The following is a 26766-nucleotide window of genomic DNA, read 5'->3' as shown; positions in this document are numbered from 1 at the left end:
AAAAGACCGATTATGGTCTTTTTTTCTTGGTCGAATATTTATTTGACATAAAATGATTTATTTCGTCATACCTTTTACTATAATTGTTAAAGGAGCGAATGCGAAATGACCTTACCAACTACATCTTTTCATGAACCCGAGGCAACTTTTCAATGTTTTATCAATAAATGGAAGCGTGTGGAGGCAAAGCTGCAAGAACAATCAGCAACCATGGAAGCACTAACTGATAGTTTGCAATCACTGTCCCTTTCCACCACTTACAGTGAAAATATCGCTAAAATGGTTACTAGTATTACACATGAAGTGCGTAATCCATTAACTACTGTAAGTGGCTTCCTTCAATTAATAAAGCAAACAAATAATGTCGAACTTATTCACCAGTACACTGCTATCGCTCTGGGAGAATTAGCACGAGCAAATGAGCTAATCACAAACTTTTTAACACTTTCGAAAACACAAGGAGACGATATTACTCCATTATCTATAAACGAATTACTCCTAAATTTAATACCTATTTTTAAATGTGAAGCTAATTTAAAAGACATAAATCTAATAACGAAATTTTCTAGAGATGAACTTTTATGTAAAGGCACTAAACACCATTTCACACAGGTGTTTGTTAATATAGTGAAAAATGCTTTTGAAGCTACAGAAGCAAATCTTTCATCTGTTCCAAAAGAAGTAGCAATTGTCACAAGAAAACAAAAAAATCAATTAGTTATTGAGATTAAAGACAATGGCTGCGGAATACCGAAAGCACAATTAAACAACTTATTTACACCACTGCAAACAACTAAAAAAAACGGAACAGGCATGGGACTATATGTATGTAAACAACTAATTGAGAAATATGATGGAAAGATGAAAGTCTGGAGTTTACAGGACAAAGGTACAACTATGAGTATCTGTTTTCCGTTGTATATTTCTTAAAGAAAATATGAAACAAAAAAGTTACTGTTAGCCTATTTTATGTAAAAATCCCCTATTTTCCTTACAAACTAGTATTTTTTTGGTATGCTATTAATTGTAAAGAAACAAATAAAATTTAGATTAGTAAAGAGGCTAGTTATGCAGAAAAAAACATATCTACTATTCGTTTTCATCCTTCTTCTTTTTGGTATAATCGGCATAATACTTATAAATACAATCGACAACTCCTCTTCTACCTATAAAGAAGTACGTTCTAATTCAGGGAGAGACAAAGGAAATTTAGCAAAAGAAGAATCCAGCGAAATAACATTAGCTGCTATCGGCGATATTTTAATCCATGATCGTGTCTACAATGACGCACGAGAAGGAAATCGGTTTAATTTTGATAAAATGCTAGATAATATAGCAAGTGAATTAAAAAAACCTGATTTGCTAATAGCAAATCAAGAAACAATTGTTGCCGGAGAATCGATTGGTTTATCCGGATATCCTGCTTTCAATAGCCCTCATGAAATTGCCGATAGTTTAAAAAAAGCAGGCATCGATATTGTCACAACGGCTAATAATCATGCCCTCGATCGAGGAGTTGATGCACAAAAGCTCTCCCTTGATTATTTAAATCAAATTGGTCTCCCTCATGTTGGAACTTACTTGTCTAAGGATGATCAAGATAAAGTCGTTGTCTTAGAGAAAAAGGGCATTAAAGTTGCTTATTTAGCCTATACTTATGGGTTAAATGGAATCCCTATTCCTGAAGGAAAAGAGTATATTGTAAATATCTTGGATAAAAAAAGAATGAGCAATGAAATCCAAAAAGCAAAAAAAGAAGCAGATGTTGTCGTGATGATGATTCATTTGGGAAACGAATATCAACGGTTCCCATCTAATGAGCAAAAAGAATTGGCACAATTTTTTGTAGATGAAGGTGTGCATATTATATTCGGCAGTCATCCACATGTTTTGCAGCCAATCGAGTGGGTAAAAGGTCATAATGGACATAAAGGATTAGTAGTCTATTCATTAGGAAACTTTTTATCTGGTCAGGACGAAGAGTATCGGGATATTGGTGGAATGGTAACTGTTACAGTCAAGAAAAAGCAATTAGGAAAGCAGACATCTATTACGATGGAAGCACCTTCTTTCTATCCCACTTTTGTTTCTAGTAAGGCTGAAAAAGATTATAAAATGTATCCATTGCAAGATTCACAGCATGCAATCAATAAATACAGTCCTTCTATTTATAAAGAAATCATGGAGCATATGCAAAAAGAGGGACAGGCAGACTAAAATAAAACTTGCAGCTCTTTACAAACATTTTAAAATAATCTTAAATTCAAATATTAGATAATTCTCGTCCATTCCTTTATAATGAACATATAATTAGAATAGAATTAAAATGCTTCCAATGGTCGAAGCAAAATTCATAAGAGGTGTTAATATGAAAATTGTAATTAGTGATAAAGCAGCTGAATGGTATAAAGATGAAATGATGTTAAAAGACGGTGACTATGTACGCTTCTTTGCACGTTATGGTGGATGCAGTACTGTTCAGCAAGGATTTTCATTAGGAATCTCTAATGAGCAGCCGGTTAACATTGGAGTAGAAACAGAAAAAGATGGTATCCATTACTATATCGAAGAAAAGGATTTATGGTATTTTGATGATCATGATCTATTTGCAGATTTCAATGAAGTTGCAAATGAACCAGAATACCGTCATGCTCATTAAGCACTATTATTGTTTAGTGGTACGAATGTTAAAAAACAGTGAGATACATCTAGTGTCTCACTGTTTTTTTATAATAACATTTTTTCTAGCTTTATCTCGATCAAGTGTAAAAAAAGTTACCTTCCAATACCTAATCTCTATCGTAAAGGTTGGTCAATCCCTTCCTCTTTTAAAATCTTCTTTTGAGTATCGCCTAATAGGTCAAAATGGGAATAGCCGTCATGACGATAATGTATCCATTCCTCTTTTAAGCCATATTTCTTTCCCCAGGTTTTTAATTTCTCTAGATCCGCACAGCCAACTTTCGTAACAGTCTTACAGCCTGGAAAACGATCATCCAGCCAATAATGAGTTAAAAAAGCAATTTCTCCATTATCAATTTTTCTTTTCCATTCTCTTAGTTCGCTTTTCTTCAAACCAAAGGCCATATCGGCAACTCCCTTTTGCTATCCTTACTTGTCAGAAGGTTGCTTTTTAATTTCTTCATATTTATTAAACCATTCTGGAAACATCTTTTTAAACGATTTAGGACGAAATGTTTCTTTTGAAACGATAATATGCGTAGTAGTTCCCTCTACGCAAACTTCTTCGTCCTGATTAATTATCTGATATCCATAAACTGTTTTTATGCCATCGTTTGTTTCTACCCAGGTTTTCACCTTTGCCTGATCTCCATAGCGTAATGGCTTTTTATATTGGGCATACACATCATAAACAGGTGCAAAATACCCCTTGTTCTCCATTTCTAAATAGCTATACCCAAGATCTTCAATTAAACCAGTTCTTCCTCGTTCAAAAAATTTAAGATAATTCGCATGATAAATAACCCCCATCATATCGGTATCAGCATAATACAATTCAATATCCCTAGAACTCACATATACCACGGTTTCTAGCACTTCCTTTTTCTCAACTTTTTATAAAATAATCACCATTTTTATCACTCTGTGATAACGTTAAATTTCTTAACTGCATCAGATATGGCAATTGATGCATTATATGACCATAGGTTCTTAAAAAGATTTTTATTGTCCAACATTATATATAAGCTGTTTAATTTAATAACTCTTTCACCTAGTCTCATAAATTCATCAACTAAATTACTTATAATAGAGACTTACACTTTCTCTTTTTTATTTATTCAACAAATTCTTTTAATACAGTCATAATATTACTCATTTTATGTATGTAAATATGGTATCAACTAGAATTTAATTTTTCATTAGAAAGCATCTTAAGTAGTCCAATTCCCTGGTTATTACTGCTTCAAAACAGAAAAGACCAATGAATATTATCCATAATACTACATCTTTTAAATAAATCCAATCGCAATATAGTAAATAAAAGGTCAGGGCTATTATCACCCTAACCTTTATAAAGGAAATTGTCATATCTAATTCATTCACACAGATTGTAGTTTGAAGGAAGATATAACATAGCCTTAATTAAACAATCGGGGAATTTGCTCATCTAATTCAGGAAGATGGATATAGAAGGAAGACAAGCAATAGCCCAATTTTAACTTATAAATATTGTGACACAATTACATCCTGGTCAAAAGGAGTAACACCTTGATTTATAGAAAATACAATATCTGCCTCTTCTATATTATCACATTTTTCCCCTCTTGCCTTAATATTCAATTCTATTAACTCATAAAGATTAGGTTTAATTAAAGTAGTCATTGCTTTACCCATTAATACCATACCTATTTTATTACCTTCCACATTATTGTAATAATCAGGATTGTTTCTAAGTGCTATATCTGTCCATATCACTTTGTTTTCATGAAGATCGATTATCATAGGTATACTTACTCTAGCTTCAGAAGTTACATCCATTCTGTTCTCCACTGTTTTAGGTTCGTAAATTTCTCCAGAATTGGGATTTTCCCTGCTCATCCATCCCATAAAACATTCGGGTAACTCACTAAAAGTTTGACCTGTAAAGGATTGGATTGAAAGCACTATATATCTTCCTCCAAATTTTCTAACAGATTCAATTTCTAAATCGATAAATTCACTTGCTCCATGAGAAGCTGAAGTAATATCACCACTATGAAAAGCTTTATACTTTGATGATCTCAGATTTGTATAGGACACATGCTCTAAGTAATCCCAATTATCATCATACATTACTGCAGACAAATCTATATCGGCTCTATCCAAATTATTTTCTTTCCAATAAATAAAGGAGCGAATAGTACTGGTTGAATCGCTTATATCTAATTTTGAACCTCTTACTACTGATTTAAGTGACTTACTTGCTGAACGTTGCGAAAAAGGCACAAGATAATTTTTTAATGATTCATCTAGATAAACCTTACCAAGATAGTCCCTTTTCTTATATTCATTTACTAAACTATTTTCGCAGATTTGTACTATGCTATTGCATATATTCTCCTCAATCTCAGGAAGGTTATTATCAATGACAAATAATTTAGCAACATTACCTTTAGGGAAAAATGTTCTTTTCTCTTTTTGATTATTTCTATTTTTAAAGTGCTCCCTAACTTGCAATAGCACTGTAGTTTCAACACTATCCGCCACAATTTTAAATTCATTTAGTATTACATTTGGGTTAGTATGCAATCTTATTAAATGATCTAATTTACGTGCGAATTCCCCTGGTCTTTTCACTAATAAAGATAATGCTTGATCCATTCTATTATTTTCTAGCGCATTAGTTAACACACCATTAAAAGTTTGAATTGGTTGATTATTTCTCAGCTTAGTAAAAGCCTCTTTTACTTTTTCATATTTTTTAAATTCTGTAGGATGTAATCTTTCACCTAATCTAATCCATCTATTCTTATATCGTTTCATATCCTCTTCAATATTAGAACAATTTTCTAATAAGGACATTAATAAACGTCTTTGCTTACGTTTGAAACTTTTAAACTTTGTATTAGTTGCTAAACTAATATCGCCTTCTGACATAGCAACGGCAATTCTTAATACATCAGTAGCTGTCTTTACATAATCAAATAATACAGAAGTATTTATGTTATTATGCAGTAACAATATAGATAACAAAGCTACATTTTCTTTTGAAGGTATTTCTTTAGGTAAGATATTGTTAACTTTGTCAGGATATTCATTGAAAAACCAACTTAAATCCTCTTTATCAGTTTCAGAAATAGAAGTTTTAGAAGATAATAGATTTATAAAAATACTTTCAAATTCTTCCTCGGTACCCGTCTCTATTACTTTCTTGGTTGTTATATCATATAATGGTAATCTCTCTTCTTTGTTATAATTAGGAAGTAATGATCCAAAAGACCAGTAATGAAAAATAGCATTAATGAATAATTCTGAGGCATCTGCATCCATTACTTGGTGGGGAAAATTAGGATACATTGGATTGTATTGTTTGTTTGCTCCTACTAACTCTTTTAAATTTTTAACTAAAGCAATGTAGAAACTATTTAATTGACTTATGGAATATGTATATAGGATTTCAATAATATCATTTGATAATGTAAATCCCAAATTATCAATGTTTAATAATATTGTCGCAATGTATTTTTTCTGTGGAGTTTTTTCATTACCTTTATTCAATAGTAATTTGTTTTTTCTTCTTAGGTAAACATCATTTATAACCATTTAATCACTCCAATTGAAAATATTCCCTAAACCATACTTCTTTTAGTTTTACACTTCATTTTCACTCTGTTTCTATCGTACTATATCCATAATTTTCTTGCAGGCTCTGTAGATTTGTATTTGTTTTACTTTTTGTTGTAAATTCTATAAAAAGTACCAACATATAATAAAATTTAGCAAATGTCGTATTATGGAGCTATTATATACCTTTAAACTCATCAAGTTCGATTTTAATTCTGTTTCTTTTAAGTCTATGGCTAAGGAGTTCTAGGGTTAGGATGAGGATTCCTTATGTTTATTTCCTAATAATGCAAGTGCTAATATAAGTTATTTATTTTTTCTCTTTCAGCCTCAGTTTTTTTTTATACTTATAGGCAACAAATTCTTGCGCACGATTTCTAATGTTTAGTATATCGTTTATTTTTCTTTATTCACTTTCAAAAATCCCCCCCTTCTAACCTCTCCCTCCTACACTTACAACTAGGTCTCTTCTGGCAACTAAAATTCCATCATTAAACAAATGATGTATATTTTTTACCAACTTGTTGTCACGGTGATTATCTTGGATTGACTATAATCACCGCAATTTGTTAATTACAAGAATAATTCAGGATAAGTTAGGAAAAATCAGCAAGTTAAAAAACAAATAAAAAACTCCAATAAATCCCTATATATCAAGGTTTATGCTCTAATTCAACATTTGAAGCTTGACTTTTTTAGCAATTGTTTAACGAGCACCCTATCATATCGATATCAACATAATCCATTTCAATATCCCTTATTGAGAGAAAGTAATTGTCCATCTGTATTCGTCACCAGCCTATTCGTCGATTCTCCTTTTCTCTTTTAGTACACTTTCAATATCCTCAGCAGTTATCGTAGAAACATCTGCATCTATTCCTTGTTCTAATTGCTCAGATAGTCGTAAAGCCTGTAATTGAACTGCTTCATCGATTAAATTAGTTGCAAATCGTCCATTTCCATCCGTAGATACTGTCGGCAGCATATTTTGCAGTAATTGGATTGCATCTGTTGATAATAAATAATCGTATTTATCTGCATATAACTTCATGATTTCAACCAATTCTGCTGCAGAATAATCTTCAAAATGGATAAATTTTTTAAACCTTGAAGTTAATCCTGGGTTGCTTTGTAATAGAGTATTGGTTTCATTCGGATATCCTGCAAGAATAACAACTAAATTCTCATTATGCTTTGTCATTTCCATGACTAATGTATCAACAACCTCTTTCCCAAAATCCTGACCACTATTTCCTAACAATGAATAAGCTTCATCGATAAATAGCACCCCGCCAAGGGCTTCTCTTATTTTTTTTCTTGTCTTAATAGCTGATTGGCCAACATAGCCGGCGACAAAATCTGCCCTGCTTGTAACAACTAAGTGACCTCTTTTTAATATTCCGCAATCCTTAAGAAACTGGGCGTATAGTTTAGCTACCGTAGTTTTTCCGGTACCTGGATTTCCCGTAAAGACAGCATGCAGTTGAATAGGCAGATTCTTTTTGGCTTTAGTCTGTCTCAATTGCTGCACCTTAACAAGCGCAATAATTTTTTTTATTTCATCTTTTACTTTTGCTAATCCAATCAATTTATTAAGCTCTTTTGCAGGATCAAGTTGTTTGTCATCTTCTTCACAAACAAAATCAGCCTCTTGCAATAGAGTATATTTAAATATTTCTTGTTCGTTTGCTTTGCGAGAACCTTTGCTAAATATTGCATCCAGCACAATATTGCGAACAGCTCGAGCATTTCCGAAGCTCTCATCTACCTGTTCTCTCTCAAGCCTTTTTAGCAATGCTTTTTTTCCGTCCTCAGTCATGACATAGTCATTCGCTGAAGCAATTCTTTCTCCTATCACCAATAATTCCGTTGGTGTATAATCTGGCAAATGAATCATATTAGAAGCAGGAAAGCGACTTCTTAAACCATGGTTTCCGTCTAAAAATTGACGCATTTCTTCAGGATATCCTGCTAAAATGACAGCAAATTTACCACCAAATTCTGAACCTGTCATTAAAGATACAAGAGTATCTATTGCCGTTTGACCATAATCATTTCCAGACTGTCCTTCTCTTTTTAGGCTATAGGCTTCATCGATAAATAAGACACCGCCAACCGCTTGTTTTACCACAGAACGGACATTTTCCTCTGTTTGTCCCATAAAGCCGCCGATTAATTGAGACCGATCTGTCTCCACAACTTCAGCGCTTGGCAATACGCCCAATTCATGATAAATCTTTGCCATCAATCTTGCCAAAGTAGTTTTCCCAGTACCTGGATTTCCTGTAAATATCATATTTAAGCTTAATTCATCTTGAATATTATAGCCTAGCTTTTTCCGAGACTTTTGATAATGTAAAAATTGATAAAAATCATAAACTCTTTTTTTTACAGCATCCAATCCTACCATTTGCTCTAGTTCCTCTAAAGAGGAAAGAGACTTATTATCTTCCTCTACATCTTCTACAAAAAGGCTTGTCCATTCATCCTTTAATTCAGTCAATTCTTCAATTAATTCTTTTACACTCTCATAATAAATCGATGTGTGAAACACGCCGCTAATAGACTCTTCATATTCTTCTGCTGATTTTAATAACTGAGACGTTTTCTCCATTACCTTTTGTAATAATTCTTCAATTGCTTCATATTTTGCAACAGCATCCCTATTTTCATATAGGGATGCATTTTTCTTCTGATTTTGCAGATGGGTAGCTTCCTCATCCATCTGTTCTAAAAACGAGCGGCAATTATTAATATATTGCTCAGCAATTTTTCGTTTGGCGGTCCGATTATCCGTTTCGCGAATATTAGGAAAAACCAGTGAATCCAGTAAGCCGCTGAAATTTTTCCAATCGAATTGGGAAAGGTATTTTAGAGCTGTTTTATTCTCTTCATCCAGCTCAATCGCTTTATTCAACCAGGCAACCGCTATCGTATCTTCTTTATCGGTGTACATTCTTGATAAAGCAGCAATCGTTAATAACTGAGAGATTTCTTTTCCATTCTCACCCTCAGTTAATTTTTGTATTTCATCTAAAATCTTCTTTTCATCTTGCACAAATCCATGTTCTTCAAATTCCTTTTCTATCAGAAAAATTTCTGGATATTTTCTATTTGTAATTATTTTCTCGTTATTCAATATATTCACATCTCTTAATAAATTTAATTCCTTATTAATACTAACATATTCCTTCTTTTTCGTTAATGATTATGTACTTTTCACACTGTGAATATCTGATAACCATAATATATGCAGGATGCAAATTGCTATCCTTGAAAAATGTGTAACTCAATCATAGAAGGCAAAAAAAGCAATAGCCTCAATTAGAAAAGAAGCCATTGCTTTTTATTCATCTTCCTTTATTCGATAGGAAGGATTATTCGCCCTTTGTTTGTATTACTTGAGCATGTTGTCCTGATTTGTCCTGCATTTGCTTTCCTTTGTTCCCACCAAAGCTTCTAGATTTAGTTCCGATATGACTTGGAACAAAGTGTTTGCTGTCTTTTTTAGGATCACTCATCAAATCAACTCCTTCAACTATAGTTTGTACAAAAGAACAAGCAGAATTGATGGTAATTTCTTCATTAACGTGCTTTTTTCAAATGTTTTCTTTCTAACCGTTCTTCTATTTTTTCAATCGCTTCTCGATCCTTTAATAACTGCATTTTATTTTCTAATACGAGTTCTTGAAATGAACGTTTACGAGGTTTTCTCATCTTCATTCTCCTTTAATAAGTATTTTGTATTCACATATTTCCCAAAAAGTTAGATAATTATTACAATAAAAAGAAATAATCTTTAAATCTATTTGAAAAGTTTGTTTTTTCAGAAAATAAACAAGGTGTGCACTCCTTTGCTACATTTGTAATTATAGTATAGGTTGCTCCCTTTGTAAACCGCTTACATTGTTAATTTTTTGTGAACTTTACTCTGTTAATCTTGTGTCATTTTCATCATTTGTTGAAGTGTTAACATACTGAAACCCTTATTAATAATGATTCCCTCTTCATTAAGAAAAAACGTTGTGGGAATACTAAGAATGTGATATTGATTTGAAACCATATCGTTATTATCTATTAAGACAGGGAATGTTAAATTTCTTTCCTTTACAAACTGTCTAACTCCTCTTTCATTTCCACCATCCACATTAACCGCGAGAACAACCCAATGATCTTGCATTTTTTTAGAAAAAGTTTCTATATCAAGCATCTCTTTTTTACAAGGTGGACACCAAGTTGCCCAAAAATTTATCATGACAGATTTTCCTCTATAATCAGACAACCGCACTGTCTTTCCATTTAAATCGTTCAGTTTAAAATCTGGCGCTTCCTCACCAATATTTAAACCTGTTTTTGCTTCTACATTAGTGGACATAATAAGGAAAAAGCTAGAAAAAAACAGAAAGATAAATATTGTTTTTTTTAGTGACATATGCCCTCCTCCTCTTATTTGGTAAAGTATTTTTCTAAGTTCTACTGTTAACCTTCTTATAGATTAACCAATTAATTTATAATTATTAAATTGAGTGCGTAAAATTTGTTGAATTTTTAACAGGAAGATAATTTGCATTCTAGTTACAATGACGGCTTTTTTGACTCCCATTAAAAGTATAAGTAGTTCTTTGGAAATGAAATATATATAATTCAACTTACATATTATAGAAAAAACGTCGACAGAATCACTTCGCTTTCCATAGATTAAGCCACAACAACTTCAACGTTGCACTGCATCCCGATTATTTTAGTGTACAAAAAATGGAGTGCAGTTCACATGTATCTTCACCACAGCACCCTGTTAATGTAAAAACAATAAATATCCCTATAAACAATTTGAATATTACTTTCATATCACGCCCTCTTCATTTACTTTAAACGTATCATATATCCCAACAAAAATTCACCAATTAATTACATAACTAATAGGACAGCAGTATTTCAACCAATTACACTTAGACCAATAAAAAAGGCAGAACCGTTCACAATGCGAACAGACCTGCCTCTTATGCTCTAATTCACTTGTTTGCTTTCCCAATCAGCACCATTTATTAAAAGACCATTTGAACAAGTGATTATAGCGCTTCAAAAGTCTCTGTTAAAACTGGTACGATTTGTTTTTTACGAGATACGACACCTTTTAATAAGGCACTATTATTTTCTAATAATACATTAAATGCCTTCTCTACTGTTTCTGCTTTATTGCCTAAAGCAACAGCAACAGAATCGTTATTTAAAATATCCGTTACGACAAGCAAGAATAAATCTAATCCTTTTTTGTCGATAATTGCTTGAATAGACGTTTCTAATTCAGCTTGTTTGGAAATGACATCATTTGTATCAACTGCATTCACTTGCGCAATTTCTACTTTATATGTACCCATTGTAAATTCTTTTGCATCAATACTTAGTAATTGATCAACTGTTTTATCACTTAAATCAGCACCAGCTTTCAGCATGTCTAATCCATACTGTTCTGCATTTACACCAGCAATTTCCGCTAATTCCTTGGCAGCTTGTACATCTTGTTCTGTGCAAGTTGGTGACTTAAATAATAAGGAATCAGAAATAATAGCTGAAAGCATTAATCCAGCAACTTCTTTCTTAATTTCTACATTATTTTCTTTATACATTTTATTTAATATAGTTGCCGTACAACCTACTGGTTCAGCACGGTAGTATAAAGGATCACTTGTCTCGAAATTAGCGATACGATGGTGATCAATAACCTCTAAAATTGTAACATCTTTAATGTCTTCCACACTTTGTTGGAATTCATTGTGATCTACCAAGATAACTGAATTAGCTTCTGTAGCTGCCTTTTCAATAAAACGAGGAGCCTCTGTTTTAAAATAATCTAATGCGAATTTTGTTTCTCCACTAACGTCACCAAGACGAACAGCCTCTGCTTCTACTCCAAGTGCCTTTTTTAATTCTGCATACGCAATCGCAGAACAAATAGTATCCGTATCCGGATTTTTATGACCAAATATCAATACTTTTTCCATTTAGCAAATCTCCTTATTACAATAATCTGATGACGTATCCATTCTATTTCATACATCCTTCTTTATTTTATCATAACTTACCGGAAATTAAAGAAAAGAACATAAAAAAGAGAAGGAATTCCCCTAGAGGCATAGTGAATATTACGCTTATTGCTTGAATAAAAAGAAAAACTGCAAATCAGCAACCCGAAAAGGTGGTTATTTGCAGTTTATGGAATCTATTAACTTATAAATTAGAATTTATATTGATAGTTTTCAATTTCCCAAGTATGGATTGTTGTACGGTAGCTATCCCACTCTTCTTTCTTCGCAGCAACATACTCAGTGAATACATGCTCTCCAAGTGTTTTAAGACCAATTTCTCCTGCTTCTAGTTCAGCAATAGCAGCTTCTAAACCACCAGGTAAGCTGTCAATTCCAAGTTCTTCACGACGATCATCTGTCATATGGAAGATATCTTCGTTAATTGGTGCTGGTGCTCTTAAGCCTTTTTCCACTCCATCTAAACCTGCTGCAGCGATAACAGCAAATGTTAAATATGGATTAGATGATGGGTCTGGACAACGAAGCTCCACACGAGTAGCCATTCCGCGTTTGGCAGGAATACGGATTAAAGCAGAACGATTGGATGCAGACCATGCTAAGTAGCAAGGTGCTTCATATCCTGGTACTAAACGCTTATAAGAGTTTACTAGAGGATTTGTAACAGCTACGAAACTCTTAACATTTTCTAAAACACCCGCTATAAACGAATAGGCTGTTTCAGATAATTCTAAATCATCGTCCGCATCATAGAAGCAATTTTCTCCATCTTTAAAGAATGACATATTAACATGCATTCCTGAACCATTAATTCCGAATACTGGTTTTGGCATAAATGTTGCGTGTAAACCATATTGAGAAGCGATTGTTTTCACAACCCATTTATATGTTGTAGCCAAGTCAGCTGCAGTTAATGCATCTGCATATTTGAAGTTAATCTCATGTTGACCTTCTGCTACTTCATGGTGAAGTGCTTCGATAGTGAAGCCCATTGCTCTTAATGTTTTGAAAATTTCAACGCGGACTTTTTCTCCCAAATCCTTTGGTGATGGTTCAAAATAGCCGCCTCTATCTCCTAATTCTGTAGTTGGATATCCATTTTCGTCGGTTGCAAATAGGAAGAATTCTAACTCTGGTCCGACAGAAATACTATATCCATTTTCAGCAGCGCGCTCGACTGTTTTCTTGAGAACATTACGAGTATCACCTTCAAATAAAGATCCATCAGGATTTGTTACAGAACAAAGGAACCGCGCTTCTGAATATCCTTCTGTTTCAGTCCAAGGTAAAACTGCGAATGTGTTTAAGTCTGGTAATAAATAAGAATCTGATTTGTTAATAGGAGAAAATCCTTTAATGGATGAACCGTCAATCATGATTTTTCCTTCAACAGCATCATCTAATTGTTGAGCAGTAATTGTAATATTTTTTAAAATTCCTTCAATATCCACAAATTGTAGATGTAATAATTCTACATTTTTTTCTTTTACAATACTTTCAATTTTCTCTAATGTAATTTCACTCATGTTAACTTACCTCACAATTCATGTTCTATTATCTAACTTGATTTCATTATAAGAAAAAAATTCTGTTAAAACAATGTTTTTTTTTAATTTTTTAAAAATTTTATTAGGTAGCGTTTACATTTATTTCTTACCGTATTGTCCGTTTTTCCACCTATATCCTGTTAGATAGTTTTTGCAATTTTTGTCGAAAGATGGTCATATGTAAGATTATTGACCGAAACAGATATTTACCTATATGGATAGCAATAACAAATATTTATTATAAAAATAACAAAATTCCGAATATTCGTTATTTAACTGTGTTTTTATCGAGCTATCTCTTGTTTTCTCTCATTTTTAGGCATTTTTAATATTTCCCATCACGAAATAAATAGCTTATATTTATTAAAATCTATCTTTATAAAGCTTTTAAATAATCTTTGGACGGTGATACGCATGCAATTATTAAAACCTTTTTCCTATAGTAGAAGATTTCCTGACATCGAGGTAATCGGTTCCGCCTTCGCTCAAAATCAAGAAAATCTGATTCCCTTATCATTTGGTTTTCCAGCACCCGAATCACTTCCGGTTGATAAAATGACCGCCGCTACAGAAGCTGCCATGCAAACACAAGGAAGACATGCATTAGCTTATAGTGGCGGAACAGGAGTAAACGCTGTTATTAACTGGATTAAAGAAAGATCAAAGTTACGTGAGATAAAAGCCACAGAGAATGAAATACTTATAACTGCAGGCAGTTCACAAGCAATAGATTTAGTTACAAGAACCTTAACCGACCCTGGCGATGAAGTATGGGTAGAAGCCCCTACATTCTTCGGCGCATTGAAAACATTTCAATTAGCAGAAACAAAATTAGCTTCTTTTCCTATTGATGAAAATGGCTTAAGAGTCGATTTAGTGGAACAAGAATTAAGCGAAAGAGTAAAAAACAATTTACCGCTCCCCAAATTAATGTATGTAATACCGAATTATCAAAATCCTGGTGGGGTTAATCTATCAGTAGACAGAAGAAAACGACTTGCTGAATTAGCCTATGAGTATAATTTCTTTATTATCGAAGATGATGCTTATGTCGAGCTTTCTTTTGACGGAATATATAATCCTGCTATCTATTCGTACGGACCTGAACGAGTCGTTTACTTAAGTACTTTTTCCAAAATTATCGCCCCAGGTTTACGACTCGGCTGGGCTATTGGCTTAACAGAAATTATCGAAAAAATGAGAATTTTAAAAATAGATGGGTTAACAAGCGTCTATGTTCAAGAGGTTACAAAAAATTTACTTGATCAAATCGGTATGGATGAACATATTTGCTATTTAAATTCTCTTTATTTATCGCGTAAAAACGCCATGGTTTCCGCCATAAAGCAATATTTTGGTAATGATGTTACCTTTCATGAAGCAAATGGCGGATTTTTTCTTTGGATTACCTTTCCTTGCCATATTGACACAAGTGAATTTATAGATGCTGCAGCATCAGCCGGAGTTTCCTATATCGCTGGTAAGCATTTCTTCTTAAAAGACGAAGGATATAATCATATGCGATTATGCTTTACTTTCTGTCAGGAGGATATCATTGAAGAAGCCATTAAACGACTCGCAAATACTTATTATGAGTATGTAAATAGCAAACAAATGATTAAGGGAGTAAATTAATGATAAACAGGAAAACAATTCCTAAAATATATATCAGAAGAACTATTCCACAAAAGTATTTAGATAAAATAAAATCTTCAGGCGCGGAATATATAGTAGATCCATGGCAATTCGGGGAGCCCGAACCGCCAATAAAGCAAGATATTAGTGATTGCAACATAGTCTTGACTTTGGGATTAACAGATTCATTAGCCATCACTGAACAAGCGCCCTATATTAAATGGGTTCAATCTTTAAGTGTTGGCTTAGATGCACTTTTGACAGAGAAAATGAAAAAGAATGATATCATCATTACAAATACAAAAGGATGCACTTCTGTACCTATAGCAGAGCATACAATTGCAATGATGACAGGTTTAGCGAGGGGAATTTCTTATATGATTCGGAATCAGCTAAATCGAAGTTGGACATCTACCCCTATAACCGATCTTTCAGGGGCAACCGTTGCGATTATTGGTTATGGGGAGATTGGCAAGCAAATCGCGAAACGTGCTAAAGCACTTGATATGTTTGTGATTGGCTGCAAAAAAAGACCGTCCATACGTGCAACTGACGATCCTGCCGACAAAATTGTCGGGCTTGAACAGCTAGAATCAGTGATGGCAGAAACTGATTTTTTGATCCTAGCCTTACCTTCAACGCCAGAAACGTACCATCTTATTAATAAAGAAAAATTAGAAAGCATGAAAAAAACTAGTTTTTTAATTAATATCGGAAGAGGAAATACAATTGTGGAAGAAGAGCTCATTAATCACTTAAAAGAAAAGAAAATTGCAGGAGCAGCTCTTGATGTCTTTGAAACAGAGCCATTACCACCACAACATCCTATTTGGCAATTGGAAAATCTGATTATTTCCCCACATAATGCATATTTTTCTCCCAATACTCTTGAGCGTTACATGGATGTATTCTTAGAAAATATCGAGCGCTTTAAAGAAGGCAAGGAACTTTTGAACCTCGTAGATAAACAATTGGGGTATTAATAACATAAGGAAAAGACTATTACTGCCGATAAACATTTGTTTACCGGCAGATTTAATAACATATCTTAATTAAACTGTTTCAAAACCCTCTTTTTTCCACGCGGTAGTTCCACCCTCAATGAAGGCTACATCTGTGAAGCCCATTTGCTTTAATAGGTAGGCACCAAGTGACGCTTGTCCACCAAGACCACATGTAACAATAACTGGACGGTTACGATCCGCTAATTCTGGATCTCTTAATTCTTCAGGTAATTCCAAATCTGCGCGAATTGGAAGCATTCCTAAAGAGATATTAACAGAACTAGGAATTAAACCACAAGCACCAGCATCTGCAGCATCTTGAACATCAATTATGTAAGTATTTGGGTTTTCTTCAATTTTCTTTTTTGCCTCAACAGAAGAAATACCAGGAACATTTTTTCTAGCCTCTTCTACCAATTTTCCAAAAGTTAATGCCATATCTTCATCACTCCTTTATTATCTAACATATACATAGTAACAAAGTTTATTCTAAATTACTAATGAATCGTTTTCCATACCATTAGGAGAAAAATCGAGACATTAAAATGGTAGAATAATATTTCCCGTTAGTTAATCGTTTATCTTTTTTTAAGACTCCTTCTATTTCAAAGCCAAATCGTTTATATAGTTTAATCGCTTTTTCATTTAACTCTATAACCGATAATGTCATTTTTGTAATATCATTTTCCGCTCCCCAATTTATGGATTCTTCTAATAAATGGGTACCTATTTGATATCCCCAATATTCTTCTAAGACAGCAATACCGAACTCGACTTTATGCTTAAGACGTCGCAAACTAGAACCCTCACAACGAGAAAAGCCAATAATTTGCCCATCTTCTCTCTCTGCAAGTAAAAACAAATGATTTGGCGCTTCGCTATCTGAGCGGATTAAGTGTTTAAATTCTTTTTCAGTAAGTAAGCCCTCTCCAGGTTCGCGATCTAGAAAAGTTGTTTCTCCATCGATCTGTAACCTAACACTAGCAAGCTGTTCTGCATCGCTTTCCTCCGCACTTCTTATTATATAAGGAAGCTTATTCACATCATAACGTACAGGAATTATTTTCATAAAATAGCTTTCTCCTTAAGTTATAGTTTCTATTAAGTAAAATAGACTTTTAGTTAGAATGACAAAACTCTCTCTATAGAGAGACTTTTTACTAACTTGTGAGCAAAGAATTTCACCCAAAGATTAGAAAATAAAGTCAACTTTAAATAGAGAGAGTTTTTCTCTTAATCTATTAATTTTTTAATTTATCACGTAATACCATTGGTAAAATACCACCATGGCGATAGTAATCAATCTCTACTTCTGAATCGAAACGTACTAATGCTTCAAAAGTGATTTTCTTACCATCTTCCGTAGTAGCTGTAACTTCTAAAAAATCACGTGGTTTAACTGTTTCATCTACATAAACATTGAATGTTTCTTTTCCAGTTAATCCCAAGCTTTCCGCATTCTCGCCTTCTTTAAACTGTAGTGGAAGTACTCCCATTAACACTAAGTTAGAACGATGAATTCTTTCGAAGCTTTCTGCGATAACCGTCTTAATGCCTAACAGATTTGTTCCTTTTGCAGCCCAGTCACGAGATGATCCCATTCCGTAATCTTTCCCTGCAATAACCATTAAGCCAGTTCCTTCGTCTTTATACTTCATACATGCATCATAAATGGAGGTAACTTCCCCAGTTGGCCAGTGCGTAGTGAAACCACCCTCTGTACCTGGAGCAATTTGGTTACGAATACGGATATTCGCAAATGTCCCTCTCATCATTACTTCGTGGTTACCACGACGAGAGCCATATGAGTTGAAATCACGTGGCTGTACACCATTATCTTTTAAGTACTTACCTGCAGGAGTATTTACACCAATGGCACCAGCTGGAGAAATATGGTCAGTCGTTACAGAATCACCGAATTTCCCTACAACTCTTAAGCCTTTTAATGGTAATACTTGCTCTGGATCAGGTTTTAAGCCTTCAAAGAATGGCGGGTTTTGAATATAAGTAGACGTATCATCAAAGCTATATAAAGAATCACTGCTAGTTTGAATTTCATTCCAGCGTTCGTTATCATCAAATACTCTTTCATATTCTTTATTAAATAGTTCAGGTGTAACTGTACGATGTACTACTTCATTTACTTCTTCTGTAGATGGCCAAATATCCTTGAAGAATACATCATTCCCATCCTTATCTTTTCCAATTGGTTCTTTTTGCAAGTCAATATCAACAGTACCAGCAAGAGCATATGCAACTACTAATGGCGGTGAAGCTAAATAGTTTGCTTTAACTAGTGGGTGGATACGTCCTTCAAAGTTACGATTACCAGATAGCACACTTGTTACAAGTAAATCAGAATCCGCGATAGCCTTCTCGATTTCCTCGCGAAGCGGACCAGAGTTACCGATACATGTAGTACATCCATATCCTACAAGGTTGAATCCAATTTGTTCTAAATAAGGAAGAAGGCCAGAATCTCTTAAATAACCAGTAACAACCTTTGAACCTGGTGCTAAAGAAGTTTTTACAAATTTAGGTACTTCCATTCCTTTTTCGACTGCTTTTTTCGCAACTAAGCCTGCACCAACTAATACATATGGATTCGATGTATTTGTACAGCTTGTAATTGCGGCGATAGCAACAGAACCTGTCTTCATTGTAGTAGAATCCCCATTTGCAAAGTTCACTACTACTTCTTTATCAAATTCGTCTGCTTTTAAGCCAAACCCTTGGTTTCCTTCTGGAGCTGTTACAGACTCATTGAATACCTCTTTCAATTTAGAAAGTGGAATTAAATCTTGAGGACGCTTTGGACCAGAAAGATTTGGCTCAATTTCTGCTAAGTCAATTTCTACAATATCTGTATAAACCGGTTCTAAGTTTGGATCGAAGAATAAACCGTTTTCCTTACAGTAAGCTTCAACCACATTGATTTGCTCTTCAGAACGACCAGTTAGTCTCATATAAGCTAAAGATTCTTTATCAACTGGGAAGAAACCGCATGTTGCTCCATATTCTGGTGCCATATTCGCAATAGTTGCCCGATCAGCAAGTGGTAATTGCGGCACACCAGGTCCGTAGAATTCAACAAACTTTCCAACTACTCCTTTTGCACGAAGTACTTGCGTTACCTTTAAGGCTAAGTCTGTTGCAGTAGAGCCATTTGGCATTTCGCCAACAAGTTTTACCCCTACAACTTCCGGAACTGGAAAATAAGAAGGTTGTCCTAACATACCTGCTTCCGCTTCGATACCACCAACACCCCAGCCAAGAACACCAATACCATTAATCATCGTTGTATGAGAATCAGTACCTACTAACGTATCAGGGAATGTTTCATACTCGCCTTCAGCTGTTTCATTTACATGTACTACATTTGCTAAATATTCTAAATTCACTTGGTGAACGATACCAGTTGCTGGTGGTACAGCACGATAGTTATCAAATGCCTTTTGCGCCCAGCTTAAAAATTGATATCTTTCTGCATTTCTTTCAAATTCTAATTCCATATTTGCTTTTAATGCATCCGGTGTTCCATATTTATCAACCTGAACACTATGGTCGATAACTAAATCAACTGGTTTCTCCGGATTAATTTTGCTAGGATCTCCCCCTAGGTCAGCCATTGCTTTACGTAAAGATGCAAGGTCAACCACTGCTGGAACACCTGTGAAATCCTGGAGGATTACCCTCGAAGGTTTGAAAGGAACATCAATTTCCTTTACCTCATCTGTTCCCCATTTTGCGAGATTTTCTACATGCTCTTGTTTAATAACAAAATCATCCATTTGTCGTAAAACTGATTCTAGTAATACCTTGATAGAATACGGTAATTTCGATACTTTACCGATTCCTGCTTTTTCTAAAGCTGCTAATTGATAGTAGTGATAACGCTTCCCACCCACTTCAAACGTTTGGCGGGCATTATAAAAATCTTTTGCCATATGTATTACCCCCTCATTGTAATCATATACCAACAATAGAAAAATAGTCGAACAATTTGATCTCTATTATCTATTTACCATTTATAATTTTAATACAAGGAATGTGATAAGTAAATAATAAGAAAGTTATCAAATACGATAAGTTTATCTTATGGCATTTCTTTTCAAAGCAAAAAGTAGACCATCGAAAAAGCTGCAAACTTTCTGATGGTCTACTTCTTTAAATTTCATTTACTTCATCCACAATGCTTTTTAAGTCTCTTTGAAAGCTTTCTAATTGCTGTCTTTGATGCTCAGATGCTACTTCCAGAGCATTCTCAATTTGTTGATAGGTCTCATTAATTTCTTGTTTTAAATGCTTTAGTTGATGTCCATAGTTTGCAGAATCTTTTACGATATCTTGATAAAGATTTTGTGTTTCAAATAAATTCCGTTGAGCATCTTGAAAAGCTTCTTGTTTATTACTATGATAAGGCATATTCTTATCCTCCTGCTAGTTATATTCATGGTGCTTACCAATAAGTTGTGCAGAGAATCGTGAAAATATGCGGTATAAATCAGTGTATAAAAAACCATTCTATAAAGGATAGTATTGCATTACCTCTTCATGATAATAGAAAGGAGAGAAAAAAGTGAACAAAAATGATAGCAAAGATATGCACAGAAATGCTCCTAAAGGAAATCAATCTGGTCAGCCAGAGCCACTTAGCGGGAGCAAAAAGGTGAAGAACCGTAACCATTCTAGACAAAAACATAATAATCATCACGATATGTAAGAAAAGTACACTAATTCACTCTACAACATTCTAGTTAACAAAGCAGCTTATATTAAAATGTTTTTCAAGTATTTACCCTAATTAATGCATATGTGTGGTCAAATGTGTGGTCAATATGCGGCCACTCATTTGGCCTTTTTAATTAAATAGCCTAACCAACATCAGTCAATAAGGATAAAAATGCACACCCTTCCTCTCCATCATTTTAAATTGACTGTTTTTCAGTAATTAATCCATGAAATAGTTTTTATACTAATAATAAGAATACAAATACAAATTTACAATCCTTTTATGTATGATGAATGAGCATCTTAAGAAAAAAGAGACCGAATCCTTAAGGAAACGATCACTCTATATTTGAGAGTACTATTTAGCTAACCCAACACTAGTTTCCGTTGTAAAATTCGGCAGCCAGTCACCATGTGCTTCTATTAACTCGTCACATAAGGAGATGATATCGTCCATCGATAACTCAGAAGCTGTATGTGGATCAAGCATTGCCGCCTGGTAAATATATTCCTTTTTCAATGTCATTGCTGCTTCAATTGTCAGCAATTGTGTGTTAATATTTGTCCGGTTTAAAGCTGCAAGCTGTTCAGGGAGATCTCCTACATAGGTTGGAGTAATCCCGCTTCGATCCGCAATACAAGGAACCTCTACACATGCTTTTTCCGGCAGATTGCTGATCAATCTTCCTGTATTAAGCACATTGCCACCAAATTTAAAGGGGATATCTGTTTCAATCGCTTCGATAATGCGTGATCCATATTCACGGGAACGAACATGTTCCAAGGCTTTATTGTTAACTAGATCCTCTCTCATTGCAACCCAATCATTAATTTGCTTTTCACAGCGACGAGGATATTCATCTAATGGAATATTGAAACGGTCAATTAACTCAGGATAACGAGATTTAATAAAATACGGATGATATTCCGCATTATGTTCAGATGACTCTGTTACATAATAACCAAACTTATCCATCAATTCAAATCGAACCATATCGCCATGCTTTGTATTTTGCAATTCACGAGCTCTCCGCTTAATTTCTGGATATAAATCAACTCCATCCTTGCTTACTTCAAGAAGCCATGCCATATGATTTATACCGGCAATTTTCTCTTTCACTCCTGTTCGGTCCATCCCTACTGCTTCAAATAATTCTTTTATACAAATTTGCACACTATGACACAGTCCAATTGTTTTAATCGGCGTGAAACGATTCATAACTCCGGTTAGCACAGCCATAGGGTTTGTGTAATTTAAGAATAAGGCATCTGGACAAACTTCTTCCATGTCTTTTGCAAAATCAAGCATAACGGGAATAGTTCGTAAATTTCTAAATATCCCCCAATACCGACTGTATCGGCAATCGTTTGTCGTAAGCCATATTTTTTGGGGATTTCAAAATCAATTACCGTACTTGGTTTATAGCCGCCTACCTGAATCGCATTGATTACATACTTAGCTCCTCTCAAAGACTCTTTTCGATCCGTATACGCTTTTACGATAATGTTTTTTCCTAGACTTTCCTGCAAATTAGTAAGCATTTGTTCCGAATCCTGTAAACGCTGTTTATCAATATCATATAACGCAAACTCATATCCTTCTAAGGCATCAACGAACATACAATCTCCAAGAACATTTTTAGCAAATACGGTACTTCCTGCACCAAGAAATGTAATTTTCGACATAGTAATCCTCTCCTCCCAGCATTCTTTGATTTTTCCGTTTACTGATATTCCTTTCGCATTCATTCCTATCCCTGTGCCACAGTCCATTCATAAAAGATGCTATCAAATAAATTTTCTTTCTTCCTAAATTGCTGACAGATTATCTTTAGGAATATAAGCTTCTGCTTTTTATGCTCCTCCATTCTTTAAAACCAATAACGCAGCTCCCTGTGTAAGTAACATTTGACTGATTCGCTATGTTCAAACTTTCAGCATGTTGAATCTTACAGTTCTTCCTTCAGCGAATTGTTTATGTAATAAAGTTTTCTATCTGACTAATAATCACAGCTGGTATATAGGCATATTAACATTAATTGTAAGGGGTTTCAATAATTATTCTCACTTTTCAAAAAGTTACTTTACTAATCAGCTTTTATACTACATTACAAGTAAATATTTTAACTATTCTCCCTAATTACTTTGTTTTATAGTTACAACTTTTCCCAAAAGAAAAAAGGAACTGTTCAAACAAACGAGTTCCTTCTATATCTTAAAGTATCGGTAAGTTTAAAGCAGTATGAATGTTTTGCAAATTAAAGTTCACTTGTTCCTTTGGATCCCATGCATGGTACCACCCTTTTTCAGCCATATAACTGGATAGTTGTTCATGTAAGTCAAGTGCTTCATTTAGATGGCGGACAAGGATTTCTTTTATCTCCGGATGTCCCGTTTCTGTGATGGCCATAGAATAATTTCTAATTCCGCTCTTGGCAGAAATTAATAGATCTGTTGCAATCATTTGATCTGTTAATGCATCCATACCTGTAAAATATTCAATAATGGAATTCATCCGTTCTCTCCCCCAATTCCTGGCATTTCTTGCGCCTTCGATAAAATAGATGAAAATTCCTGTAGCTGCCTTGTTGATATATCCACATCTTGCAGCATTAATTCTTTTAATTGTGGATCGGAAACAAGTGCGCGCATCGTTTTAGCTTTTGTTATGCAAATCGTTTTGAATGTAGCTAGTTCTTGAACTTCTAATACTTCATGTAGTACATAATCCATTTCATACTCCTGCCTTTCTTATGGTTTTAAGACAACTTTTATACAATTATCCATTTTCGTATCAAAAATTTCATAGCCTCGTTTTGCTTCACTCAATGGTAATACGTGACTTACGACATCACTCGGATCAATTTTTCCAGTAGAAACTAATTCAAACATATATGGCATGTAATGAATAACAGGTGCTTGTCCAGTACGAATATTGACATTGCGCTGCATGATATCTCCTAATGGAAAAGCATTATATCTGCCGCCATAAACGCCAGTAATTTGAATGGTTCCACATTTCCGAACCGCTTGGGCAGCCATCACAAGAGCGCTCATTGTACCGCCTTGCAGCTTCATGCCGCTCGCTAGAAATTCCATATCACTCATTTTTCCATCCATGCCAACAGCATCAATCACCACATCGGCACCGCCTTTTGTGAGTTCTTTTAAGTAAGCACCCACATTTTCTACCTGTTCAAAATTAACAATTTCTACCTTATTTGTACGTTTCGCATGCTGTAGACGATAATCAACATAATCGACAGCAATGACGCGTTTTGCCCCTTTCAGCCATGCGAATTTTTGCGCAAATAATCCAACTGGTCCACACCCAAACACTATGACTGTATCTCCATCTTTCACACCTGCATTATCTACACTCCAATATCCAGTTGTCATTGCATCGGCAATAACCGTCAATTTTTCATCCGGTTCTTCACAAGTTTCTGGAATCTTAAAGTGAGTGAAATTTGCGAAAGGAACCCTTAAATACTCTGCTTGTCCGCCTGGATAATCACCAGCATTGCCTGAATAGCCAAAATAAGCACCAACATCTCCATTATCATTGGAATTGTCACATTGACTTTCTAAATTACTTTTGCAGTACTGGCATTCCCCACAGGCAATATTGAAAGGAATAATAACCCGGTCACCCTTTTTAACTTTTGTCACTTCTGGTCCAACCTCTTCAACTATTCCCATCGGTTCATGGCCAATCACATAATTTTCTTGTAAGTTTGGCATCATTCCATGAATTAAATGTAAATCAGATCCGCATATTGCAGTACTTGTCACTTTAATGATCATATCATCAGGTTTTAAAATCTTCGGATCTTCCACTTCTTTTACTTCTACATTTTTAATCCCTTGGTACGTTACTGCTTTCATTCTATCTAACCTCCTTATTTAATGCTGATCAGGCGTCCGATCAAACATTCCTTTTCGATTCGTTTCACCAGTAAACAAATGCATATTTCCAATCATAATAGTATTCTTTGCCGAAAGTTGATCTAACTTATATTGTTGACTCAGATCATGGGGATGGAACCATTTTTTTTCTACCATTAAATCTGTTATTTCTTGGTGCATCTGGATTGCTTGGTTAAGCTGTTTTCGTAAAAGTACTCTTAAGTCTGGTGAAGCTGTTTCAGTTAACGCTGTTGCTATATTTCTCACTCCTTCTTTTGCGCGAATAAGAAAATCAACCGCAAATGTCATATCAGCAAGCTCTGGCATATTTAACGCATTAATGGGATCTAAGTAGTCATTATTCAATGGATAACACCCTCCTCTCCACCTATAATTGGCGTTGGACGCATTTGAGGAATTTCTGCTGCGAATGGCACATCCTTATATGCTTCTTGTAACTCGCTAAGTGCTTGAATAGACTGTTCTACATCTTTTTGCATTAATTTTTTTAAATCTTCATCAAACACAAGCCCTTGCATTAACTTGGATTTTGCTACACAGAGTGTTTTAAAATTTATTACTTCATGTAAATCTAATGATTCGTGTGGAGCAAAGCTTTTCCTTTCCATGATCAATTACCTCCTATTCAAATAAGAAATACTATGCTATTTTCCCCTACTTTTTTTCTCAATTCGCTAGCAATATTTAACGATTTTTTTTGGAATAAAAAACATCTTTATTTTCGTAGAAATTGAATTATGTACATATTTCCTTTAATGTTATCGTTTCTTTTGCTCATACTAATAAAGCAAACGACTTCTTGAAAGGATTAGGTTATTATGCTAAATAAACAACAAATGTCCCATTTTCAAAAAGTATTAACGGAACAAAAACGTGATTTAGAAGTGAGATTTGAACATAATGATAACTTAGATTTGAAAGATGGACATTACCATGAGTCTCTTGGAGAGCTATCCAGTTATGATAATCATCCAGGAGATGAAGGAACGGAGCTTTATGAACGCGAAAAGGATATTGCCCTTGCTGAACATTACCATCATGAATATATGGGTGTGTTAAATGCTTTAAAGGCAATAGATGAAGGAACATACGGAAAATGTGCGGAATGCTCTCAAGATATACCAATAGAAAGATTGGAAGTTATCCCTACAACACTTTATTGTAAGGAGCATTCTCCTGATCAGAAAATTTCTGAGAAGCGACCTGTGGAAGAAGAAATATTAATGCCTCCTTTCGGAAAATTCGATATGGATAATAAAGATGAATCTGTCGTATATGATGCAGAGGATTCTTGGCAGGAAGTATCTAGCTGGGGAACATCGGAAACGCCATCTGATTTTGCACATCCTGTTTATGACCATTATAATGACGTCTACACAGAAAGTGATGAGAACATTGGCTATGTGGAAGATTACGAAAACTTTGTCGGTGTGGATATAGAAGGGAAAAATATAACGGTTTATCCAAATGAACAGCATAAACGCTATGAAGAAAGCTTGGATGAAGAAGGCATTATGACAACGTTCGGTGACTTGCCTGCATACGAGCATGAGCCTTATGTGGAAAATGATGAGTAAAAAAAGGGTTGTC

The 26766-nt window shown here is 34.4% G+C and carries 25 protein-coding genes and 1 pseudogene; 7 read left to right on the top strand and 19 right to left on the bottom strand.

What is annotated here, in order from left to right; all coding sequences use genetic code 11:
* Positions 1-105 precede the first annotated feature (105 nt).
* From C2I06_RS05740 to C2I06_RS05730, 3 genes are all read left to right on the top strand, one after another.
* Positions 106-930, top strand: a complete 825-nt coding sequence (locus C2I06_RS05740; RefSeq protein ID WP_095328721.1) for a sensor histidine kinase — start codon at positions 106-108, stop codon at positions 928-930.
* Between the two features lie 138 nt (positions 931-1068).
* A complete protein-coding gene (locus C2I06_RS05735) occupies positions 1069-2217 on the top strand; it encodes a CapA family protein (RefSeq protein WP_123257655.1) in 1149 nt (382 codons plus the stop codon).
* 151 nt (positions 2218-2368) lie between these two features.
* Complete coding sequence (locus C2I06_RS05730) at positions 2369-2659, top strand: HesB/YadR/YfhF family protein (protein ID WP_095328719.1); 291 nt, start codon at positions 2369-2371, stop codon at positions 2657-2659.
* Positions 2660-2796: 137 nt separating this feature from the next.
* On the opposite strand, the gene C2I06_RS05725 is transcribed toward C2I06_RS05730, so the two are convergent.
* The 9 genes from C2I06_RS05725 to glnA form a co-directional block, all read right to left on the bottom strand.
* Complete coding sequence (locus C2I06_RS05725; RefSeq protein WP_095328718.1) at positions 2797-3087, bottom strand: hypothetical protein; 291 nt, start codon at positions 3085-3087, stop codon at positions 2797-2799.
* Positions 3088-3111: 24 nt separating this feature from the next.
* Positions 3112-3558, bottom strand: coding sequence for an acyl-CoA thioesterase (locus tag C2I06_RS05720; protein WP_275068591.1), 447 nt, complete (start codon positions 3556-3558; stop codon positions 3112-3114).
* 624 nt (positions 3559-4182) lie between these two features.
* The gene (locus C2I06_RS05715) at positions 4183-6264 is read right to left on the bottom strand and encodes a TerD family protein (RefSeq protein ID WP_123257654.1); all 2082 of its coding nucleotides are present in this window, start codon (positions 6262-6264) and stop codon (positions 4183-4185) included.
* Between the two features lie 820 nt (positions 6265-7084).
* Complete coding sequence (locus C2I06_RS05710; protein ID WP_095328541.1) at positions 7085-9424, bottom strand: AAA family ATPase; 2340 nt, start codon at positions 9422-9424, stop codon at positions 7085-7087.
* Positions 9425-9662: 238 nt separating this feature from the next.
* Positions 9663-9806, bottom strand: a complete 144-nt coding sequence (locus tag C2I06_RS05705) for an acid-soluble spore protein N (RefSeq protein ID WP_123257653.1) — start codon at positions 9804-9806, stop codon at positions 9663-9665.
* A 64-nt stretch (positions 9807-9870) separates the two neighbouring features.
* A complete protein-coding gene (locus C2I06_RS05700; RefSeq protein ID WP_031540139.1) occupies positions 9871-10002 on the bottom strand; it encodes an FbpB family small basic protein in 132 nt (43 codons plus the stop codon).
* A 217-nt stretch (positions 10003-10219) separates the two neighbouring features.
* Positions 10220-10717, bottom strand: a complete 498-nt coding sequence (locus C2I06_RS05695) for a redoxin domain-containing protein (RefSeq protein WP_171509616.1) — start codon at positions 10715-10717, stop codon at positions 10220-10222.
* Positions 10718-11354: 637 nt separating this feature from the next.
* Complete coding sequence (locus C2I06_RS05690) at positions 11355-12287, bottom strand: manganese-dependent inorganic pyrophosphatase (RefSeq protein WP_123257652.1); 933 nt, start codon at positions 12285-12287, stop codon at positions 11355-11357.
* Positions 12288-12520: 233 nt separating this feature from the next.
* Positions 12521-13855, bottom strand: a complete 1335-nt coding sequence (gene glnA, locus C2I06_RS05685; protein ID WP_123257651.1) for a type I glutamate--ammonia ligase — start codon at positions 13853-13855, stop codon at positions 12521-12523.
* A 435-nt stretch (positions 13856-14290) separates the two neighbouring features.
* Here glnA and C2I06_RS05680 point away from each other — a divergent pair, with 435 nt between their 5' ends.
* Positions 14291-15511 carry an aminotransferase-like domain-containing protein gene (locus C2I06_RS05680; RefSeq protein WP_095328537.1) on the top strand — a complete coding sequence of 407 codons (1221 nt, stop codon included), beginning with the start codon at positions 14291-14293 and terminating at the stop codon, positions 15509-15511.
* Positions 15511-16494, top strand: a complete 984-nt coding sequence (locus C2I06_RS05675; RefSeq protein WP_123257650.1) for a D-2-hydroxyacid dehydrogenase — start codon at positions 15511-15513, stop codon at positions 16492-16494. The genes C2I06_RS05680 and C2I06_RS05675 overlap by 1 nt, the downstream gene beginning before the upstream one ends.
* Before the next feature lie 69 nt (positions 16495-16563).
* Here the strand turns inward: C2I06_RS05675 and C2I06_RS05670 are convergent, their stop codons facing one another.
* The 4 genes from C2I06_RS05670 to C2I06_RS05655 form a co-directional block, all read right to left on the bottom strand.
* A complete protein-coding gene (locus tag C2I06_RS05670; protein ID WP_095328535.1) occupies positions 16564-16953 on the bottom strand; it encodes a rhodanese-like domain-containing protein in 390 nt (129 codons plus the stop codon).
* An 82-nt stretch (positions 16954-17035) separates the two neighbouring features.
* Positions 17036-17584 carry a GNAT family N-acetyltransferase gene (locus tag C2I06_RS05665; protein ID WP_095328534.1) on the bottom strand — a complete coding sequence of 183 codons (549 nt, stop codon included), beginning with the start codon at positions 17582-17584 and terminating at the stop codon, positions 17036-17038.
* 172 nt (positions 17585-17756) lie between these two features.
* Complete coding sequence (acnA, locus tag C2I06_RS05660) at positions 17757-20462, bottom strand: aconitate hydratase AcnA (protein WP_123257649.1); 2706 nt, start codon at positions 20460-20462, stop codon at positions 17757-17759.
* A gap of 220 nt (positions 20463-20682) precedes the next feature.
* Positions 20683-20940, bottom strand: coding sequence for a hypothetical protein (locus C2I06_RS05655; RefSeq protein ID WP_095328532.1), 258 nt, complete (start codon positions 20938-20940; stop codon positions 20683-20685).
* A gap of 154 nt (positions 20941-21094) precedes the next feature.
* Here C2I06_RS05655 and C2I06_RS05650 point away from each other — a divergent pair, with 154 nt between their 5' ends.
* Positions 21095-21238, top strand: coding sequence for a small acid-soluble spore protein P (locus tag C2I06_RS05650; RefSeq protein ID WP_082138385.1), 144 nt, complete (start codon positions 21095-21097; stop codon positions 21236-21238).
* 366 nt (positions 21239-21604) lie between these two features.
* Here C2I06_RS05650 and melA read toward each other — a convergent pair.
* The 6 genes and pseudogenes from melA to C2I06_RS05620 all read right to left on the bottom strand — a co-directional run bounded on the left by melA (position 21605) and on the right by C2I06_RS05620 (position 25784).
* Positions 21605-22932: pseudogene (gene melA / locus C2I06_RS05645) on the bottom strand (alpha-galactosidase).
* A gap of 529 nt (positions 22933-23461) precedes the next feature.
* Complete coding sequence (locus C2I06_RS05640; protein WP_095328531.1) at positions 23462-23761, bottom strand: spore coat protein; 300 nt, start codon at positions 23759-23761, stop codon at positions 23462-23464.
* Positions 23758-23979 carry a hypothetical protein gene (locus C2I06_RS05635; protein ID WP_095328530.1) on the bottom strand — a complete coding sequence of 74 codons (222 nt, stop codon included), beginning with the start codon at positions 23977-23979 and terminating at the stop codon, positions 23758-23760. Before C2I06_RS05635 ends, C2I06_RS05640 begins: the two co-directional genes overlap by 4 nt.
* Positions 23980-23997: 18 nt before the next feature.
* Positions 23998-25134 (bottom strand): zinc-dependent alcohol dehydrogenase, encoded by a 1137-nt coding sequence (locus C2I06_RS05630; RefSeq protein ID WP_123257648.1) that lies wholly within the window; start codon positions 25132-25134, stop codon positions 23998-24000.
* An 18-nt stretch (positions 25135-25152) separates the two neighbouring features.
* Complete coding sequence (locus C2I06_RS05625) at positions 25153-25521, bottom strand: spore coat protein (protein WP_095328528.1); 369 nt, start codon at positions 25519-25521, stop codon at positions 25153-25155.
* A complete protein-coding gene (locus C2I06_RS05620; RefSeq protein WP_095328527.1) occupies positions 25518-25784 on the bottom strand; it encodes a spore gernimation protein GerQ in 267 nt (88 codons plus the stop codon). The genes C2I06_RS05625 and C2I06_RS05620 overlap by 4 nt, the downstream gene beginning before the upstream one ends.
* A gap of 210 nt (positions 25785-25994) precedes the next feature.
* On the opposite strand from C2I06_RS05620, the gene C2I06_RS05615 reads away from it, so the two are divergent.
* On the top strand, positions 25995-26753 hold the full coding sequence (locus tag C2I06_RS05615; protein WP_095328526.1) for a TraR/DksA C4-type zinc finger protein: 759 nt from the start codon (positions 25995-25997) through the stop codon (positions 26751-26753).
* Positions 26754-26766 lie beyond the last annotated feature (13 nt).

The organism is Niallia circulans (genome assembly GCF_003726095.1).
In the GTDB taxonomy this organism is placed as follows: Bacteria; Bacillota; Bacilli; order Bacillales; family Cytobacillaceae; genus Niallia; species Niallia circulans_A.
The sequence above is the reverse complement of the archived record's forward strand: the minus strand, read 5'-3'. Positions and strand labels throughout refer to the sequence as shown.